The sequence below is a fragment of the Winogradskyella damuponensis genome, from assembly GCF_039538385.1.
GTDB lineage: Bacteria > Bacteroidota > Bacteroidia > Flavobacteriales > Flavobacteriaceae > Winogradskyella > Winogradskyella damuponensis.
The window spans coordinates 1-19376 of record NZ_BAABCB010000002.1; the positions used below are offsets into that span (position 1 = coordinate 1).

Here is a 19376-nt window from a genome sequence, read left to right on the forward strand (position 1 = left end):
CTATCGTGAAGTAAATCAATTAACCTTTTTTATTATCTTCATTCTTTATTTGGAATTGAATTATGAAAGAAAATTTAGAATTAGATTTAGCATGGAAGTTTGTAAACAATACTAATAGAAATGTCTTTTTAACAGGAAAGGCTGGTACTGGTAAAACTACCTTTTTACATAAACTAAAACTTCAGGGAAATAAACGAATGGTCATTGTTGCTCCTACAGGAGTAGCTGCCATCAATGCTAAAGGTGTTACAATTCATTCTTTTTTTCAAATGCCGTTTGGACCTATTTTACCAAATGATGAAATGTCCTCATCAAGTTTCAAACGAAAATTCAGCAAAACTAAAATAGATATAATTAAGTCTTTAGACTTATTGGTCATTGACGAGATTAGTATGGTTAGAGCTGATTTACTAGATGGTATAGATAAAACCTTAAGACGTTACAAGGATAGGAATAAAGTATTTGGCGGCGTACAGTTGTTAATGATTGGTGATTTACAACAATTGTCTCCAGTGATAAAGGATCATGAGTGGAGACTTCTACAGCCCTTCTATAAGAATGCATTCTTTTTTAGTAGTATTTCTTACCAAAATTGTAATCCTATTACTATAGAATTAAAACATATTTATAGACAAGAAAATCCGCTGTTTATTAATATTTTGAATGAAATCAGGAATAATAATTTAAGCATTGCTTTAGCCGAAGAATTAAACAAACGGTTTTTACCAGATTTTGAACCCAATGAAGATGATGGGTATGTGTCCCTAACCACACATAATAATAAAGCACGACAAACTAATTTGGTAGAGTTAGATAAGTTGAAAGGCAAAACATGGACATATAAAGCCATTATTGAAGGGACTTTTCCAGAGCATTCTTTTCCTAATAAAGAAACATTAGAGTTAAAAGTTGGAGCACAGGTTATGTTTATTAAAAATGATAGCTCTCAAGAGAAACGATACTTTAATGGTAAAATAGGAAAGGTGATATTATTAGAAAAGGATGAAGTTATTGTACACTGTCCGGATGACGATTTTAATATTACTACAAAATTAGAAACTTGGGAAAATATAAAATATACCGTTGATGCTGATACCAAAGCCATCTCTGAAGATAAAATAGGTAGTTTTACACAAATTCCATTGCGCTTAGCTTGGTCTATTACAATTCATAAAAGTCAGGGATTAACTTTTGAAAAAGCAATTATTGATGCTCAGGGAGCTTTTGCTCACGGACAAACTTATGTGGCATTGAGTCGTTGTAAATCATTAGAAGGTTTGGTTTTAAAAAGTAAAATTGAATCGAATCAAATAATTAGTGATTATAATGTTATTGAATTTAATAAGAAGGCAGAAGAAAATCAACCTAATGATTCTATTTTATTGGAATCAAAACGTAATTATCAATTAGATTTAATTTCAGAAGTATTCAATTTTTATGGTTTTATCTATCCTGCTAATCGTGTTTTAGATATTTATTATAAAAACAGAGGTAGTATTGAAGGTACAATAGAAGCTCCGATTATTACTATTAAAGATAGTGTAACAAATCTTCTTAAAATAAGTAATGGTTTTAAATCACAATTACAAACTTTAGTCAATCTTAAAGACATTCCTGAGCTGAGCGAAGTGGTGCAACAACGGTTTAAAAAAGCCTTGGGTTATTTTAAAGATCAAACGACTTCAACTATAGAAGCTCCTTTAAAAGGGGTAAATTTTTCTACTGATAACAAAGCCATTCAAAAAGATATTGATAAGCAATTAGATACTTTAGAGGAACTATTAGAAACTAAGCTTTCTTACTTTGAAGGTTTAACTGATGGTTTCAATACAGATACATTTTTAAGCTTAAGAGCAAAATCAGTATTCTTAGGTAAAGAAAAGCCCAAAAAACAGCGTAAAACAATTATAGATGGTACAACTAATGTTGAACTGTTTGAATTATTACGAGAATTAAGAAATCAAATTGCTAAACGTGAAGGCTTAGTTCATTTTCAAATTTTTACACAAAAATCGTTATATGCCATGTGTGAATTACTACCAACTTCTAAACAAGAATTGAAAGAGGTTCATGGTATGGGTAAAACGAGAATTGAAAAATATGGAGCAGACATATTAAAAGTTATAACGGATTATTGTAATGAAAATGATATTGAAACTTCTAATGATCATTCTGTATTTGATGAATTAAAACCTAAAAAACGAAAAGGGGATACCAAGAAGATATCTTTAGATTTATTTAAATCGGGAAAATCAATTGATCAAATTGCCTTAGAACGTGAATTAAATTCTAATACTATATTTGGACATCTAGCGGATTTTATTGCTTCAGGTGAAGTGAAAATTACGGATTTAATGTCTTCAACACATTATAAAGAATTAAAAGCGATTATCCCAACTCTTACTTTCGAAAACCTTTCAGATTTAAAACATCAAATAGATGATAAATATTCTTATGGAGAATTACGATTGGTCCTTCAAGAATTAAAATCATAATTATTACACTTTTCTAGGTTATAGGTTAATGATAGTAATAAAGGTGCTATGTCTAGATTTCACTCAATGGCATAAAAAAAAGCTTCGATAGCGAAGCTTTTTTTGAAAGGCTACTAACTCTTTAACTCTTGAATTCTATGATTTAATGATTTTAGCAACAGAACGTTTATTAGTGTTTTGTTCTATTATGTGCAGTAAATACATCCCTTTAGGATAATTTGAAAAGTCCATTTTTTCAAGTCTACTATTGGTTGTTGTATGAATGAGTTTTTTTCCATGTATATCAAACAGTTCTAATGAATAGTTTACATCTGTATGAAATTGAACATTTAATATCGTATGTGTTGGGTTAGGAAAAACCTTAAAATTTGTATGGTCTAAATTCTCTACCGATAAACTACTGTCTACATTAAAGAGTTCAAATATGTATGCAGACCAGTTATTATCCATATTCTTTACTCTAAGATATAAATAATGATTGCCATCGGTCATATCTTCAGGAACGGGTATGGCTAAAGTTTCATTAATTGTAAAACCTTCGGTTATTGGAATTGATACACCATTACCAATTCCTGGATCAGTATCAAAAAAGTATTCTGCAGCTGTTATAGGTGATGAAACAACATTAGAGATGGTTTGAATATAAAAGTAATCTCTGTAGAACAAACTCCAATTATGGTCTAAATCTTTTACACGTATATGTAATACATGTAAGCCATTATCGAGACCTGCAGTTGGAATATTAAAGGTATCATTGAGTGTTTGATCAGGTGTAATAGATAAGGAAGTGCCATTGCCAACACCAGGATCGGTATCGATAAAGTATTCAGCTTCACTTAAGTTTGAGCCTACAGGAGGAATTTCTATAGTATGTATGTAAAAATAATCACGATAATACATACTCCATATATCGTTAGTACCTTTAACTCGGATATGGAGTACATGCAATCCATTACTTAATCCATTGGTTGGTATACTAAAGTTTGAACTAATAGTATTGCCAGAAGTAACTGCTAATTCATTGGCATTCCCAACACCAGGATCTAGGTCTATAAAATATTCGGCATCTGTAATCTGGCTCCAGCCATTACAAAATGCGCCTATAGTGCAAATCAGGATGAGTAAAATACGTTTCATTACTATTGTTTTTGTGTTGCAGTAAAGTCTACATTAAGTGTTTGTCCTGGAGCAACAACACTATTTGTAATGGTGATACTTTCCGCATATGGAGTAAGATTAGGTCTTCCATTGGGATCAAACGCAAAGTTATTTCCATAAAGACCTATATCTGTTCCATCGCTTCCTGCATTGATTCCTGGTGATCCACTAGCTAAATTAAAGTCGTTAATATAAAAATCAGTTACAGATTCAAATGGTACGTTTTCAAATAAGGGATTGGTATTATCTAAATTATTGCTTCCTGATAACGGACTAATAGTAGCACCGTAATAGCTGTAGGTTATATTACTTACAAACGTTATTGTAGAACTATATAGGCCTATTTCTGTTAGAGTCCCTGTAGATAAGAAAATATTGTTATTTACTAATGTGTTAGAGCAATAAGAGAAAAATGTTTCAGAACTAAATGTGGTAAGAAATATATTATTTGTAACGATTGAAGTATTATTGAGATTAGTAATGGAACCTCTTAAAAAATTATTCTTTATTTGCCAATTGTTAGTCCCTGTTTGAGAGTTTATATTAGTGCTAGTACTTGAAAAATAATTGCCTTCAATAATCCACCCATCACTAAGGTTATCAGTAGTAGATCCGGTAACATTAGATCTAATACGATTGTTAATAATGTGCATATTGGTTTGATCGGGACTAGTACTAGATGTACCGCACTTTATATTGTTAATTGATAAACCTTTTATTTGTGAACCAGCTGAATTATTAATAAACGTAATGGTATTAAGGCTAGCGATTTCGCCTCCAGTAACATCAGAGTTGTGACCAAGCCCCATAATAGTGAGCGTTTTATCAATAGTTATAGACTCATAAGAATTAGGAGAAGGGTGCACTTGAATTATATCTCCTGTACTAGCTGTATTTATAGCAGTTTGCAAATCTGTAAATTGGGCTCCAGATTGATCTCGGTTGTCAACGGTGTGAATCGTTTGGGAAAAGCCAAATAGATTCAGTAATGTGCATAAAATAGTAATTTTTAAAGTTTTCATAATATGTATTTATTTAATTAATAAATGTGTGATATGTTTTTTTTAAGTCGGGTTAAAAGTGTCTTTTTAGTAGTGTATTTGTTTTTTATAAAGTGTCAATTGTTGCTGTACGCATTATACTCAAACTCTCCATCTACAATGTAAGTTTCCTCAATTTCATCGCCATTGATATTGACTTTATCAACAGCAATTCCTTGGAAAGATCCCTTTATACTAGTAACATAAATATCATTATGTTCAATTTGCAGAACTTCTACAGAAATAGATTTGGCTTCTAGACCTAATTCTAAATCATTAAATCCAAAAAGTAAATCGAAATCTGTATGACCATCTAATACTTCAGTCAAACCTGTTCTTGCAGGAATACTTAATGAAGCATTAATAGATTGATTGATATCGTTATAAACGATTACGGCCTTCTTTAAGGTTTGAGAATTGCTCTCAGGAAAAATATTAGCTACAGCAATTACACTTGGATCACTGATATTATCAGTCACAATATTGAACGTATCGTTTACTTGGTTGCCTGTGACACTATAATTGATATAAATAAGTTGTTGTGGAGTATCATTAGAATCATCATTATTTTTACTGCAAGACATCGTAACTAACGATAAGAGCAATAAGAGTTTTATTGTAGGCAATATAGGTTTCATATGATAGGATTTATAAATTAAACTTTACACCGCCTGCAATAACAAGCTGCCACCATCTATTATGACGTATTTTATTTCTGCGAAAGGGGTGATGCTACTTCCGATGTTAAAATTGGCACCTGCGCCTAAGTTGAGCCCTATACGACCATCACTACTAGAGAAATCACCTCCTAATCCAAAGCTGTTTTCGTATTTTACTTTAATACTAGAGTAGTTAAGACCTGCAATACCGTAAACATTAATGTTTTCTTCATCTAGAAAGTAATAGTTGGCATTGGCATTAACTTCAAACCAGTTTATTTTTATACCGCTTTCATCTTTAGGTAAATAATAAATAAACGATGGTGAAATGGTTAATTTTTCCATTATTGGAAACTCAGCATTAGCACCTAAACCTATAGTTTTAATTTCGGTACCATAACCTAATAGTGCTCCTATTTTTGTGTCTGATTGAGCTGACGCTGTAAGAGAAAATGTGATAATAATTATGGCTGTAATTAATAAATGGATTTTTTTCATGATTAAATATTTAAGATTATTTTACAAGTTATTGTTAGGTATCGTGTATTCAAAGCTACCTGTGACAGAGTGTAGTAATTCTTCTGGCTCAGAAGTTGGACCGGTATAGGCTTTGTAATATGCCTGCCCTTCAAAACTCCCTTTAATATGTCCAAGTGTTAAAATTCCAAAATCATTATAGGTTTCTTCATATTCAGTAATTGTTAGACTAATATTTTTTGAAAGTAAATGAGTAAGCAAATCATTATCACCATCATTATCACCATCATAGAAAGCATATAGTTCTCCAAACAAAAATTTCATATTAAAAATAGGTTCCTCTGTTATATTACCGGTTGATCCTGTTTCAATTTCACCAAGAGCAAATTCACCTATATTAGTAGGAAGTGTCATATAAATCTCCTTAAAATCATCACCAGGTAATGACCTTGCAAACACTAAACTTGCAACTTGCGTTGTTCCTTCATTATATACGTGTCCAAGTATCGTTATATTATCATTTTCAATTTCCTGAGATTCTGAAATAGTAAATGAATGATTAACAGCACTACCTGTTATGCTGTAATACATATAATTACTTTGAGATTGTGGGTCGTCGTCATTAGTGATGTCATCACTACTTGAGCAGGTATGTAACATTGTGGGTACTATGACCGTCAATATGATTTTTATAAAATTTGTTTTCATAACGTGGTTTTGTTTATTAATTTTTAAATCCAGAGAGTAAATTCATTGATTGATAATCTTTTTTACTTATCGTTGTAGGTTTCTTGTCTAGAGATTTTGCTGTTATACTTATATTATTCTTAGATTTATTTTTATCAATCATTTCCATTTCCATAATTAAACCATTAGAGAATTGGGATAGAATTTTGGGATCTATGTCTGGTAAATCCATGTTTTTTACGCCATTAAAGTTCATGAAATGACTAAGTTTTATAGGTGCTTCTATAGTATGGTACATTTTTATAATATACTTGTCGTCTTCAAGCTGTAGGCCTTTGCAATTGTAGTTTAATATGGTTTTTGAAGCTAAATCTGTAATTTTAAAATTTGGTTTGTCATTAGTATTTTTAAGTTCAGGAATAGGATACATTTGAAAAAAATTATGGCCTTGAGTCTCCATAAACATGACCATAATATTAAGATTTGAATCAAATAGCATGGTAGCATTACCTTTGTTTTTTGATTTGTTATCTACCATTTTTGTTGCTTGATAGTTTGCATTTTCTTTAATTAAGAAAGTCATATCTATGGCTTCTTTTTTTCTTGAAGCCATCAATATTTCGGTTTCAAGTTGCCAATCAAAATCATAAGAATCGGGTAACATTTTTGCAGTAACTTTGTTATTTTTTAATGCATTTCTGGCAGATTTTACTTGACCTTTTGAATTACTAGTATCATAATCGTCTTTATTTATATTTTCTGAATTTTCATCTTTTTTAAAAGATCCCATTACCATTCCCATCATATCTTGACCACGAGATTTTACTTCTCTAGCTGGTGGTAGATTGACTTCTACAGGTGTGTATTCGTAAATAATTAGACTTTCTCCAGGCGGCATCATGTCCATGTCAAAAGCACTCATAGACTGTTTTGTATCTGATTTATTGGTATATATTTCAATAAGACGATCGTTGTCATCAAAAATCACATAACTACCTTCATAGCCAGGCTCGTTTAGAAATTCAAACTTTGTATAGCTTATTCCTCTTAAGGATTGTTTACTTTCTTTAAAATCCTCATATCTAAAATGTTCGGGTTTGTATATAAAGGCAAATTCTACAAAACCATTAAACGGATTTGGGGTTATATTTTTATCCATTTGCTTTTGTGTGTTTGCCATAAATGGTTCTGGAGGTAGCTTTAGCATTTCTAACATCATGTTTGGCATCATCATTCCTTGACCTCCTGATGCTATTAGTGAAGATTTGTTGTAAGCTTGTGCTTTGTCATTATAAGCATATATAAATCCTTCACTGTCTGTATAACCTGGTTTAGGTGTTTTGTTAGATTCTAATCGTACAGCAACTTCTTCTGCATCAAAATATTGTGTCTGATTGCTATTTCCATTTTCATGTATTTTAAGAACAACATCTTCCTTGTAGAAATCTGTTTTATATTTGGTGTTAAGCTCTAGTGCTGAATTTGTTGATTCAGATTCGATTTGTTCTTCTGAATTTTTACGACTTCTTTTTTTAGACTTGTTTGTTGTTGTTGCATCATCTATGGTTTTTTCTGTTTTCTTTGAGACAACCTGATCCGTTTTTTTTAAAATGGTACGTTCGGCAGCTTGTTCTGCTTTTTTTCTTATTTTTTTCAAGATTTGAGCGTCTACATTTACGACCATGAAGAGGCTGAAAATCATCAATAGTATGTGTTTCGTTTTCATAATAAATGTGATTATAAATTGTTAAACCATTTTATATAATGTGTGCCTAAAAGGGGAACAGGTTTTTCTTTTTCGTTAATGGCATTTATAAATCCCATAATCCACATATAGAGTAAAACAAAGACACCAATGATGTTAATGAGCCAACCTAATATTGGTACAAGTCCAATGATGCCCAAAGCAAGACCTGTTATGGCTAAGCCTAAAGATTGGGTAATATGATATTTTGCAAAATCATCTTTTTTGTCATTATTCATCACAAAAGCAATAATGAGTCCTATAATAGTTAAATAGGCAATGATGGCAATTGTTTTACCTTCTGAAGATGTTGTTTTTGTTTTTGCTGATTCCATAAGATTTGTTGTTTTTAAAATGTAACGTTTATGTGTCCTGAAATTGGAAAGCTCCTACCATACTCCATCATTCCACTGCCTTCTCCTTCAAAGGTCATCCGTAGTCCTTTTGGTGTAATTTTAGAAATATTGATGGTTCCTTTTCTAAATATGATGCGTTTATTCATTTGCTTTACATCTCTATCTTTATTAAAGAGGTTGAGATCAACAGTTTGTTTTTCTGAATTCACATTTGGAATGTTGTATGTTGCTGAGCCTTTTTGTAAAATATCTGTATGAAAGAGGTTAAAGTTGAGTTGTAACGGATTATCATTATCCCTAAAAACAAGCAGAATTGAATCGTTTTGAAACTTGGTTTGTATTTGTGGTATTAATTGATTTTGCTTTATTTCAAATGATTTGCCTTCCATGGTGACTTGAATTGCAACATTTGAATCATTAGTACTGTAAGCAATACTATTTGTTTGAGTATTATTGTTGTTACAAGCTATGATTAAGCAAAAGAGGCTTATTGTTAGTATAAATTTTAATTGAGGTTTCATGTCTTAAAGTCTTTATTGTTTTACCGTAAATAGCTTTAGCATATTTTTTTGTTTTGGGCTAGGTACTTCGGCAATAAACGCATAGTTACCTGGCGTCAGATTTGTTGAAAAATAACCGGTGTTGCCTGTTGGCATTTCTTGAATACCTCCTAAAAAAGTGACTCCTTTAGGAGAAGGTGATATAAAACCTTTTGGGTTGGTCCAATTCATCCAACGATTTAATTCTTCTAAGTTGGCTTCGTTACTTAATTTGACTAAATGAATATCATGCCCTAAAAAGTGTTCATGTGCTTTTTGATCTGTAAATGTTACGGCAATAGTGTGCTGTCCTTTAGTGTAAGACGTATTTGCTGTGATACCATTGGCACTAGATATATTGAGATCTATGGTTGGTCGTGGTTTTTCTATCGCGCTCTTATGATTTGTAACACGTATTTCTTTAAACATACCCATTACAGAATGAAACTTGCCATTAGGCATTTTTACATAACATTCCATTAAGTAGTTTCCTGGTTCTAAATATATAGTAGACTCTGAGGTTGTATTGGGCGAGGTTAAACCAATACCTCCAGTAAAAACAACGTTAAAAAACCAAGGAGGTAAATTACCAAAGGCGGCGAGACCTTCTTCTGTTTTTCCTTCATTAATCAAGGTCATGCCTTTATCAAATACAGGAAATACGTCTGCTTTTGTGTCGGCAGCACTTATGCCATCAGGATATTTTTCAAATACTATAAAGTGTGTTTCCTGAGATTGATTTTTATAGCTGAATGTATTCCAACCAGAAGGAATAGAATCAACAGTTTGTATTTCCATGTTATTGGTTGTAATTTCTATAACTGGTTTTTTATCTGTTTTGCACCCGTAACAGAGCAACAGTAATGGAAGTAACAAATAATAGAATCGCTTTAAAATAGTATTCATGATTTCTTGATTTTTATAGATTTAACAACATTGCTATTAAGCACAATCTTTATAAAATAGTCTCCCCTTTTTAAGTGATCTAAATTGATATATATGTTTTCTACTTTTTTATTAAGCGTATGTCCTTTTGTTATCATTTTGTACTTTTTCAAATAGACAAATCGATTATTTAATAACTTTAATACTCTAAAATTAGATCGTTAACTGATAACGGGATTGCACTTATGTAACAAAGTGTTGTACTTATGTAACAGTGTGATTAAGTTGCTTGTTTTAAGGTGTTTGAAGCGAATTCGGTAGGGGTGCAATTGTAAATTGACTTAAAAGATTTTATAAAATAGGAAGATGTATTGAAACCCGTTTGGTAAGCAATTTCTGAAATTGTACTATCCGATTGTTCTAATAAACTAACCGCGACTTTCATACGTTCTTTTTTAATAAATTCTGTAGTAGATAAACCTGTAAGCGATTTCAGTTTTCTGTGTAGTTGCATTCTACTCATTAGCATTAAATCACTTAATTGCTTTGATGTAAAATCGGGTTGTAGTATATTTTCTTTTACAGCTTCTTGTAGTTTTTGAAAAAAATGATCTTCTGTGTGAGAAACATTTATACCATGGAAGTCTAGAGCATTATTTTTACTGTAATATTTGTGGAGTGTGTTTCTATTAGCAACAATTTGTTGTACTCGTATTTTAAGTTTTTCAACATTAAAAGGTTTTGTGACGTATGCGTCAGCACCAGATTTTAAACCTTGTATTTCATTTTTGTCACCAGATTTTGCCGTTAGTAGAATAATAGGTATGTGGCTTGTTTTTATATCTTCTTTTAAGGTGTTGCACATATCGATCCCATTTTTAATAGGCATCATTATATCGCTAATGATAATATCTGGAATAAGTTTTATAGCTTTTTCTATACCTTCCTTACCATTACAAGCTTCATAAAGTTTATAGTCTTCTTTAAAAATAGAGTGAATAAAAGTTCTGATGTCGTTATCATCTTCAACGATTAATAAAATAGGTTTTTGATTATGTTCTATATGTGCAGAATTTATGTGTTTTTCTGAATATTTAAGTTCTTCATGTGTTAGATCTAGAATTGGTTGCTGAGAAATTTCTGTAGCACCAAAATAGGAGAGCGCTAAAGGCAAAGTTACTGTGAACTGAATATCATCAGAATTCATAGTATGTGCTATAATATTACCATGAGATAAAACAGCTAACTCTTTTACTAAGGACAGTCCTATACCAACACCTTCGTTTAGCTTATTATTTTGGTAATAGCGCTGAAATAATTTTGGAAGTTCATCGTCTTTTAATTTATTCCCATTATTCACTATAGCAATTGTTATAAAGTTTTCATTTAAGTTAGCATCAAACGTAATTTTACCATTAATAGGGGTGTATTTTATCGCATTAGAAAGTAAGTTGGTAGCGATTTTCTCAATAACATCAGGATCAAACCAAACATCATCCATCGTGTCAATATTGTAAGAGAATTTGATTTGTTTTTCTTGAGCGCTATACTCAAAAGATTTAACTAACTGTTTTAATAATACTGTAATATTACCTTGCGATACATTGAGCTTTAAATTTCCAGATTCTAATTTTGAAAGGTCTAATAATTGGTTGACTAAATTTAATAAGCGTTTTGAGTTTCTTTTAATAAGGTTCAATTGCTCTTTATCATCTTCGGAAATATTTGGTTTCGCTAATTGATTTTCAACAGGACCAGAAATTAGTGTTAATGGGGTTTTAAATTCGTGTGAGATATTATTGTAAAGTTTAGTTTTAAACTCATCTAATTTTTTGATTTTGTCTTTTTCAATTTCAATTAAATTAAACTTATATCCTAAACCTAAAGAAAAACAAAGCATTTCTAAGAAAACCCCTAGCTGCGATGCATTAAAATTATAGAAACCAAATAAATTATTGGCATGTACACCTTGGATATAAACAGCTGTTGAAGCAGAGTACATGCCTAAAATAGTTAGAGAAATAAGGCATATATTACTTACCAAGATGTAATACCTTAGTTTTGATTTAATGACAATAAAAGCTCTAATTACAGCATATACGGAATATAGATGAAGCGGTATAAAAATGTAAGATTGGTATTTAACAACGTTTTCTGAGTCTTTGGTTATAAGCAAATACAAAAAAGTCACTGTTGCTAGCACATACATGAGTACCGTAAACATGTCTACTTCCTTAGAAAATCTTGCATGGTGAGATTTTATTTCTGCAAAAACATTAATAAATTTCACATACAGACCAGTTAGCAAAAACAATAAGGGTAATAAGAAGCTAAATTCTAGGTCTACATTATCTGTAAATAATCTTAGCTCTAGCATTAAATCTATTTTTATAAAAAAATAGCCAGCAAATAGAAGAGCATAAATTCCATATAGTAAATAGTCTTTTTTCTTTACTTGGATATAAACTAATAACATATATAAGCCAATAAATACAAATGCACCTTGAAATAGGAACGTTGTAATAATAGCCTTTATAGCATCTGTATTTTGAAAAATCTCATTCATTATCAGATCTCGTCTTTTAATAAAAAGAAAAGGGAAATAATGACTAACTCAGGATTATTTCAACTTACTTCCCTTTTCACAACTGATTAATAGCGTCTTAAATATTATTTAGTAATCTTGATAGATTTGATGACCTTATTATTTAGTAGAATTTCAAGCTGATAGTTTCCCTTTTTTAAATGGTCTATATTGAGATATATTTTATCATCTTTTGGTTTGTCCTTAATGGGATTTTCCATCTCAAAAAATTCTACTTAATTAGTGTAGGTGTAAAATTATAGTGAAGCTTGAATACATCATATCAATTATGTTTCAAAACATATAACAGGTGTTTCATTGTGTTGAAAGATGTTTGTAATTAACTGATTAATTGCGATATAGTGTTTAAGAAGGGTATTCTTTAGGAGTTGTCTTGTACGTGTCCTTGAAACATTTTATAAAATAGGAAGGAGAATTAAAACCAATTTGATACGCAATTTCAGATACTGTAGCATCCGAATTTTTTAATAATTCGAGCGATAGTTTTAAGCGTTGTGAACGAATAAATTCAGTGGTAGATAAACCAAAGATTGCTTTCATCTTTCTATGGAGTTGCGTTCTGCTCATTTGTAGTTTCTCACTAAACTTTTCACTAGTAAGGTTTGGATCCGTTAGGTATTCGTCTAAGACGTCTTTTATTTTTTGAAGAAAATCGTTTTCGGTAGAGGTAATAGCAAATTCTGGTGTAATGCTAAAATTTTTACTGAAGTGTTTTTGTAATTGTCGTCTGGTTTCGATTAAATTATCGACTTTCAACTTTAATTTTTCGCTATTAAAAGGTTTGGTAACGTAGGCATCAGCTCCTGTTTTTAAGCCCGTAATTTCATTAGCGTTACCTACTTTTGCCGTTAATAAGATGATTGGAATATGACTTGTAATTTCATCATATTTTAATGCATTACAGAGTTCAATACCATCTTTCTTTGGCATCATAATGTCGCTTATAATAAGATCTGGCATGTGTTTGCGTGCTTTTTCTATACCAGATTCACCATTGGTCGCCTCAATTAAGTGGTAATTGTTTTTGAAATTAGAAACGATAAAAGCACGTATGTCTGGTTCATCTTCTACAACTAAAAGTGTAGGTTTATCGGTGACTAAAATTTCTGATGCCTCTTGTACAGACTCATTAAGAGTCTCTTTTGTGTTCTCAATGATTTCTTCATTACTAAAGGCTTCTTTCTTAATGGGAAGTGTTACTGTAAATTGAATTTTATTGTCATCAATATTATTCGCAATAATGCTCCCTTTAGACAAGTTGACTAAATCTCTAACCAATGCCAAGCCAACACCAACACCATCAGATAGTTTGTTGTCTTGGTAGAATCGCTGAAACAGCTTACTCAAGTCTTTTCTGCCAACGCGATCGCTAGAATTTACTATAGATAACACCAATACATCATCTTGAAGATTGACATCGAATATAATTTCACTTTCTTTTGGAGCATATTTTACAGCATTCGATAATAAGTTCGATGTTACCTTTTCAATAACATCTTTATCAAACCACACTTGTTTTATATCTTGAATATTGCTTTTTATCTTAATATTTTTCTGATTGGCTTTATACTGAAAAGCACTAACTATTTGTTTTAACAATACGGTTATGTTGCCCTTAGAGACTCTTAATTTTATTTGCCCTGAATCTAGCATTGAAAGATCTAGCATCTGATCTACCAACAATACTAATCTGTCCGTATTTTGCTTTACTAGTTGTAACTCTTTTTTATCGCTTTTAGAAAGTTCTGGTTTTGATAGTTGATTTTCTATAGGTCCAGAAATTAGGGTCAGTGGTGTTCTAAATTCGTGCGAAATATTCGTGTATAATTTGGTTTTAAATTCGTCTAACTTTTTAAGTCGTTTAGTTTCTTCGTGTTCAAACTGAAGTTGCATTTTCATTTGCCAACGCCATTTTAAATAATAATAAAGTGCAAATGCAGATAACAACCCTAAGATTACATAAATAATTTTTGCCAAATTAGTACCATACCAAGGTTTGTTAATGGTAAATGCATATGTTGCAGGTGTATTGTTCCAAACACCGTCATAATTACTAGAGATAACTTTAAAAGTATAATCGTTAGGAGGAAGGTTGGTGTAATGTGCCGTATTACTATTGCCTGCATTTATCCATTCTTCATCGTAATTCACCAATTGATATTTATAAGAGTTACGCTCAGGTTGTGAAAAATGCAGGCTCGAAAACGTAAAAGTTATAGTGTTTTTATTGAATTTAAATGCTGCATTTTGTTGTAAGGGTTGGTCTACTGAATAAACTTCAAACTTTGTAATAATAGTTTTAGGTTTTATGGTGTTAAATGTTAATTGGTTTGGGTTAAACCAATTGAGACCTTCTAATCCACCAAAATAAAGATTACCGTTTTTGTCTTTATAGTAGGCACCCGTGTTAAATTCTAAAGCTTGTAACCCATCGTAATTACTATAATTTTCAAATTTATTTTTAGTTTGATTGGTAAATTTACTAATGCCATTATTTGTACTTAACCATAAATTCCCATTGTTATCTGGTAAAATTCCATAAATAACATTGTTAGGTAAACCATCCGTTGTTGTAAACGTTTCAAAAGTATCGTTTTCAATATGATACTTTTTAAGACCTTTGCCATTGGTTCCTATCCAAAGGATTCCATTTTGGTAGAGCAAAGACTTTATCTTACTATTGATGGTTTTAATATTAGTTATGCGATCTAAACTTGTATGTAACTTGTACAGGCCATTATCGTCACTTCCTATCCATAATTCATCATTGTCGCCATGGGTTACGGTTTTTATGTCGTTGGTTGTTAATAAAGAATTACTGGTATTAAATTGCTTAATAATTCCTTTATTTATGTCGAATAAAATCAGGCCGTTTCGTTCAGTACAAAGCCAACTTTGTTCATTGTTTTCTCTAACAATTTGCCAAATGGTATAATTGGCTAATTCTGGAAACGACTTATAGTTTCCGTTAATATCTCTAATATTTAGACCAAACCCTTGATGTCCAATCCATAAATTATTGTTATTGTTGAGTAGGCTAATAATTCTATCGCTAGCTAAAGGAGAATTATTGGCAGTGAATGTTTTATGTTCTTTAGTCTTAAAGTTAATGTAGGTTAGGCCTTTTCCAGAGGTGCCAATCCATATATTATCATCGTTATCAGTGCTAATACTTCTTACAACATCAACATTTACTGTTTTAGGAACTTGGTTATTGGTTAATACATTAAATTTTATTAGATGTGTATCGTAATAATTAGCACCAGCTCCATCAGTACCCAACCATATGATATTTGTTACGTCTTCATATAAACATAAGATGTCATTATATTGAATAGCAAATGGGTTGTCTTTGTTGGCTTTAAAGTTGGTGAGATTCTGGTTTGTTAGGTCAAGTTTATAAGCTCCATTTCCATAAGTCGCAATCCATAATCTGTTTTCTTTATCAATAAGAAGATCTTCAATATTTAAGTCTTCTGGAAGTTCTTTATGCCGATATTTTACAAACAAATCTGTTTTTTTTTCTCTGTAATATAAACCTTGACCAAAAGTTCCCAACCAGATGTTGCCGCTTTTATCTTTTGCTAATGTGCTAAAGTTTGCGTTATTGTGAGAATCTATCAGGATTTCCTTATAAGATGTGTTCTGTTTAAATTCAAATACCGAACCAGATGCTGAAACAATTAAGGAATTATTAGTTTCAATAAAATCATAAATAGTTCTTTGTTTATCATTTTCATTTAAAACCTGAAGCGTGTCTTTTGTTATCGCATCAATTTTAAATAAGCCGTCTCCATAAGTGCCAACATAAGTGTTTAAATTTTTATCTTGAAATATAGAACTGACATTTTTGAAGGTTGAGATGTGCTTAAAATCATCTGTTTTTGAGTTGTAAAGTTCTAGTTTTCCAGAATTAGTAATAATCCATAACTGATTTTGGTTATCATTATAAATCTTACCGAGCCTGCTAAATGTTGGTCTGGTAATGTCTTCAAAATGTTTGTCGTAGTGTTTAAAACTTCTACCATTATATTTGTTCAGCCCATCTTGTGTTGCAAGCCATAAATAACCAACACTGTCTTGTGCAATGCTAATAACGCTGCTTTGAGATAAACCATCATTGATGGTTAGACTATTAAATGAAAATGGCTTTTCGTTTACAGACTCTTGTGCGTTTACGAAAAATGAACAAGCAATCAATAAACAAATAAAAAGGAAAGAATTAATTATTTTGTAAAGCAAGTAAACCATAAATTAAATGACAGTGAATCTTAAAAAGATGTTGTTTAACTTACTAATATAAAGAATTTTAACTTGATATTACAATTTGTGAATAAATGTAAAAACCCATCAAAATTTGATGGGTTTTAAAATATATATTATGAGTAGTTATCTAATTTTTTATAAGTCCTCTAGAAATTACAATTTTCTGAATTTCTGAAGTTCCTTCATAAATCTGAGTGATTTTAGCATCACGCATTAAACGTTCTACATGGTATTCTTTTACAAATCCGTTTCCACCGTGTATTTGTACAGCTTCAACTGTGTGTTCCATAGCAACTTTACTAGCATATAATTTTGCCATAGCACTAGACATGTCATAATTGTTCCCTTGGTCTTTATCCCAAGCAGCTTTCATCACTAACATTCTTGCAGCTTCAATTTCAGTATGCATATCCGCTAATTTAAACGCTATAGCTTGGTGGTTACAAATTTCTGTACCAAAAGCTTTACGTTCTTTAGAATATTTTAAAGCTAATTCATAAGCACCAGCAGCAATACCTAAGGCTTGTGCAGCAATACCAATTCGTCCGCCAGAAAGTGTTTTCATAGCAAATCTAAATCCAAAGCCATCATCACCAATTCTATTTTCTTTAGGAACTTTTACGTCATTAAATTGTAATGTATGCGTATCACTACCTCTAATTCCTAATTTGTCTTCTTTAGGACCAATATCAAAACCAGGCATACCTTTTTCAACAATAAAGGCATTAATACCATGAGAGCCTTTATGCTTGTCTGTTTGAGCAATAACTAAATAAACTTCGGCACGTCCACCGTTTGTAATCCAGTTTTTTGTACCATTTAAAACGTAATGGTCACCTTTATCTATAGCGGTTGTTTTTTGAGATGTAGCATCACTACCAGCTTCTGGTTCGCTTAAACAAAATGCTCCAATACATTCACCTGTAGCTAATTTTGTTAAATATTTTTCTTTTTGAGCTTCATTTCCGTATGCTTCTAATCCGTAACAAACCAAAGAGTTATTTACTGAAACCATAACAGAAGCAGAGGCATCTACTTTAGATAATTCTTCCATGATGAGTACATAAGAAATAGCATCCATACCGCTTCCGCCATATTTAGGATCTACCATAATGCCTAAAAATCCTAATTCACCCATTTTACGTACTAAGCTTTCAGGAAAAGTTTGTGCATTATCACGTTCTATGACACCAGGAAGTAATTCTGTTTGTGCAAAATCTCGTGCTGCATCACGAATCATTAAATGTTCTTCTGTTAAGTTAAAGTCCATATACTATAAATATTATTGATTTCTTAAAATTTTGATGCAAAGATAATTTTTTATTGCGGTATTTTCAATAAGGAATATTATTTTTACTCATATGACAAAATTTACTTATAAAGTTATTGGTGTAATGTCAGGAACTTCACTAGATGGTATAGATCTTATTTATGCAACCTATGATGTTGTTGATGCCCATTGGGATTTTAAAATTCACGATGCAGAAACTGTAAAGTATTCAGCACAATGGAAATTACAATTGGGAGCATTAGTTAACCAGTCAATGGACCAATTGCAGGATATTGATTCGTTATATTCTAAATATCTAGCAACAGTAATTTCAACATTTATAAAACAACATCACATTAAAGATATAGATTTTATTGCCTCGCATGGACATACGGCTTTACACCAACCAAAACAAGGGGTAACTTATCAAATAGGTAATCTGCAAGTGTTAGCAGATGTTTTAAATGAAAAAGTTATCTGTGATTTTAGAGTTCAAGATGTAGAATTTGGTGGACAAGGAGCGCCTTTAGTACCTATAGGTGATCGTTTGTTATTTAAAGATTTTGATTATTGTCTCAATTTAGGCGGCTTTGCCAATGTTTCTTTTGAATCTAAAAATAAAAGAATTGCGTTTGATATTTGCCCTGTAAACATTGTTTTAAATTATTATGTTTCTAAATTAAATTTAGAATATGATGATAAAGGTAAAATAGCTTCAACAGGACAGGTAAATGAAGCGTTACTATTTCAGTTAAACACACTTCGTTTTTATAACGAACAAGCACCAAAATCTTTAGGTCTAGAATGGGTAGAATTAAATATCTTTCCACTTATTGAACCTTATAAGCTTGAAACAAAAGATATATTACGAACATTTATTGAACATGTTGCTATTCAGGTCTCTAGAATTCTAACAGAAAGCAATACAAAGGTTTTAGTTACAGGAGGTGGAGTTTACAATGATTTTTTAATGGATAGAATTAGTCATTTCTCTAAATCTAAAATTGTAATACCAGAAAATGAAATTATAGAATTTAAAGAAGCTTTAATTTTTGGATTGCTTGGAGTATTAAAAGAGAGAAACGAAGTTAACTGTTTAAAAAGTGTAACAGGTGCAAATCAAAATCATTCATCAGGAAAAAGATTAATCCCTAAAAATCTAAATTAATTAACATTTCGGTTCGATTGTTTTTTA

The 19376-nt window shown here is 31.1% G+C and carries 14 protein-coding genes; 2 read left to right on the forward strand and 12 right to left on the reverse strand.

All coding sequences use genetic code 11. The annotated features are described in order from the left end of the window. The first annotated feature begins 62 nt into the window (after window positions 1-62). Window positions 63-2495, forward strand: coding sequence for a helix-turn-helix domain-containing protein (locus tag ABD730_RS00065; protein WP_344711720.1), 2433 nt, complete (start codon window positions 63-65; stop codon window positions 2493-2495). Window positions 2496-2630: 135 nt separating this feature from the next. Here the strand turns inward: ABD730_RS00065 and ABD730_RS00070 are convergent, their stop codons facing one another. From ABD730_RS00070 to ABD730_RS00125, 12 genes are all read right to left on the reverse strand, one after another. Next, window positions 2631-3632 carry a T9SS type A sorting domain-containing protein gene (locus ABD730_RS00070; RefSeq protein WP_344711722.1) on the reverse strand — a complete coding sequence of 334 codons (1002 nt, stop codon included), beginning with the start codon at window positions 3630-3632 and terminating at the stop codon, window positions 2631-2633. Window positions 3633-3634: 2 nt separating this feature from the next. After that, window positions 3635-4675 (reverse strand): right-handed parallel beta-helix repeat-containing protein, encoded by a 1041-nt coding sequence (locus ABD730_RS00075; protein ID WP_334471649.1) that lies wholly within the window; start codon window positions 4673-4675, stop codon window positions 3635-3637. 95 nt (window positions 4676-4770) lie between these two features. Then, window positions 4771-5331, reverse strand: coding sequence for a hypothetical protein (locus ABD730_RS00080; protein WP_344711728.1), 561 nt, complete (start codon window positions 5329-5331; stop codon window positions 4771-4773). 24 nt (window positions 5332-5355) lie between these two features. Further along, window positions 5356-5850: an outer membrane protein gene (locus ABD730_RS00085; RefSeq protein WP_334471647.1), complete on the reverse strand. Its 495-nt coding sequence runs from the start codon at window positions 5848-5850 to the stop codon at window positions 5356-5358. A 21-nt stretch (window positions 5851-5871) separates the two neighbouring features. Beyond that, window positions 5872-6537: a hypothetical protein gene (locus tag ABD730_RS00090; RefSeq protein WP_334471645.1), complete on the reverse strand. Its 666-nt coding sequence runs from the start codon at window positions 6535-6537 to the stop codon at window positions 5872-5874. Between the two features lie 16 nt (window positions 6538-6553). Further along, the gene (locus ABD730_RS00095) at window positions 6554-8173 is read right to left on the reverse strand and encodes a hypothetical protein (protein WP_344711730.1); all 1620 of its coding nucleotides are present in this window, start codon (window positions 8171-8173) and stop codon (window positions 6554-6556) included. 80 nt (window positions 8174-8253) lie between these two features. Next, window positions 8254-8595: a DUF4870 domain-containing protein gene (locus ABD730_RS00100; protein WP_334471641.1), complete on the reverse strand. Its 342-nt coding sequence runs from the start codon at window positions 8593-8595 to the stop codon at window positions 8254-8256. A gap of 14 nt (window positions 8596-8609) precedes the next feature. After that, on the reverse strand, window positions 8610-9137 hold the full coding sequence (locus ABD730_RS00105; protein WP_334471639.1) for a hypothetical protein: 528 nt from the start codon (window positions 9135-9137) through the stop codon (window positions 8610-8612). A gap of 12 nt (window positions 9138-9149) precedes the next feature. After that, window positions 9150-9953, reverse strand: a complete 804-nt coding sequence (locus tag ABD730_RS00110; RefSeq protein WP_344711733.1) for a hypothetical protein — start codon at window positions 9951-9953, stop codon at window positions 9150-9152. Window positions 9954-10320: 367 nt separating this feature from the next. Continuing rightward, on the reverse strand, window positions 10321-12606 hold the full coding sequence (locus tag ABD730_RS00115) for a response regulator (protein WP_344711735.1): 2286 nt from the start codon (window positions 12604-12606) through the stop codon (window positions 10321-10323). A gap of 384 nt (window positions 12607-12990) precedes the next feature. Further along, window positions 12991-16887 (reverse strand): two-component regulator propeller domain-containing protein, encoded by a 3897-nt coding sequence (locus ABD730_RS00120; RefSeq protein ID WP_344711737.1) that lies wholly within the window; start codon window positions 16885-16887, stop codon window positions 12991-12993. Window positions 16888-17038: 151 nt separating this feature from the next. Next, window positions 17039-18181 carry an acyl-CoA dehydrogenase gene (locus ABD730_RS00125; protein WP_215927531.1) on the reverse strand — a complete coding sequence of 381 codons (1143 nt, stop codon included), beginning with the start codon at window positions 18179-18181 and terminating at the stop codon, window positions 17039-17041. A gap of 91 nt (window positions 18182-18272) precedes the next feature. Here ABD730_RS00125 and ABD730_RS00130 point away from each other — a divergent pair, with 91 nt between their 5' ends. Then, complete coding sequence (locus tag ABD730_RS00130) at window positions 18273-19349, forward strand: anhydro-N-acetylmuramic acid kinase (RefSeq protein ID WP_344711741.1); 1077 nt, start codon at window positions 18273-18275, stop codon at window positions 19347-19349. The last annotated feature ends 27 nt before the right edge of the window (window positions 19350-19376 follow it).

Bases quoted from the DNA above. Each gene is read 5' to 3' on its own strand.
- ABD730_RS00065 (WP_344711720.1), top strand. From the start codon at position 63: ATGAAAGAAAATTTAGAATTAGATTTAGCATGGAAGTTTGTAAACAAT.
- ABD730_RS00070 (WP_344711722.1), bottom strand. From the start codon at position 3,632: ATGAAACGTATTTTACTCATCCTGATTTGCACTATAGGCGCATTTTGT.
- ABD730_RS00075 (WP_334471649.1), bottom strand. From the start codon at position 4,675: ATGAAAACTTTAAAAATTACTATTTTATGCACATTACTGAATCTATTT.
- ABD730_RS00080 (WP_344711728.1), bottom strand. From the start codon at position 5,331: ATGAAACCTATATTGCCTACAATAAAACTCTTATTGCTCTTATCGTTA.
- ABD730_RS00085 (WP_334471647.1), bottom strand. From the start codon at position 5,850: ATGAAAAAAATCCATTTATTAATTACAGCCATAATTATTATCACATTT.
- ABD730_RS00090 (WP_334471645.1), bottom strand. From the start codon at position 6,537: ATGAAAACAAATTTTATAAAAATCATATTGACGGTCATAGTACCCACA.
- ABD730_RS00100 (WP_334471641.1), bottom strand. From the start codon at position 8,595: ATGGAATCAGCAAAAACAAAAACAACATCTTCAGAAGGTAAAACAATT.
- ABD730_RS00105 (WP_334471639.1), bottom strand. From the start codon at position 9,137: ATGAAACCTCAATTAAAATTTATACTAACAATAAGCCTCTTTTGCTTA.
- ABD730_RS00110 (WP_344711733.1), bottom strand. From the start codon at position 9,953: ATGGAAATACAAACTGTTGATTCTATTCCTTCTGGTTGGAATACATTC.
- ABD730_RS00115 (WP_344711735.1), bottom strand. From the start codon at position 12,606: ATGAATGAGATTTTTCAAAATACAGATGCTATAAAGGCTATTATTACA.
- ABD730_RS00125 (WP_215927531.1), bottom strand. From the start codon at position 18,181: ATGGACTTTAACTTAACAGAAGAACATTTAATGATTCGTGATGCAGCA.
- ABD730_RS00130 (WP_344711741.1), top strand. From the start codon at position 18,273: ATGACAAAATTTACTTATAAAGTTATTGGTGTAATGTCAGGAACTTCA.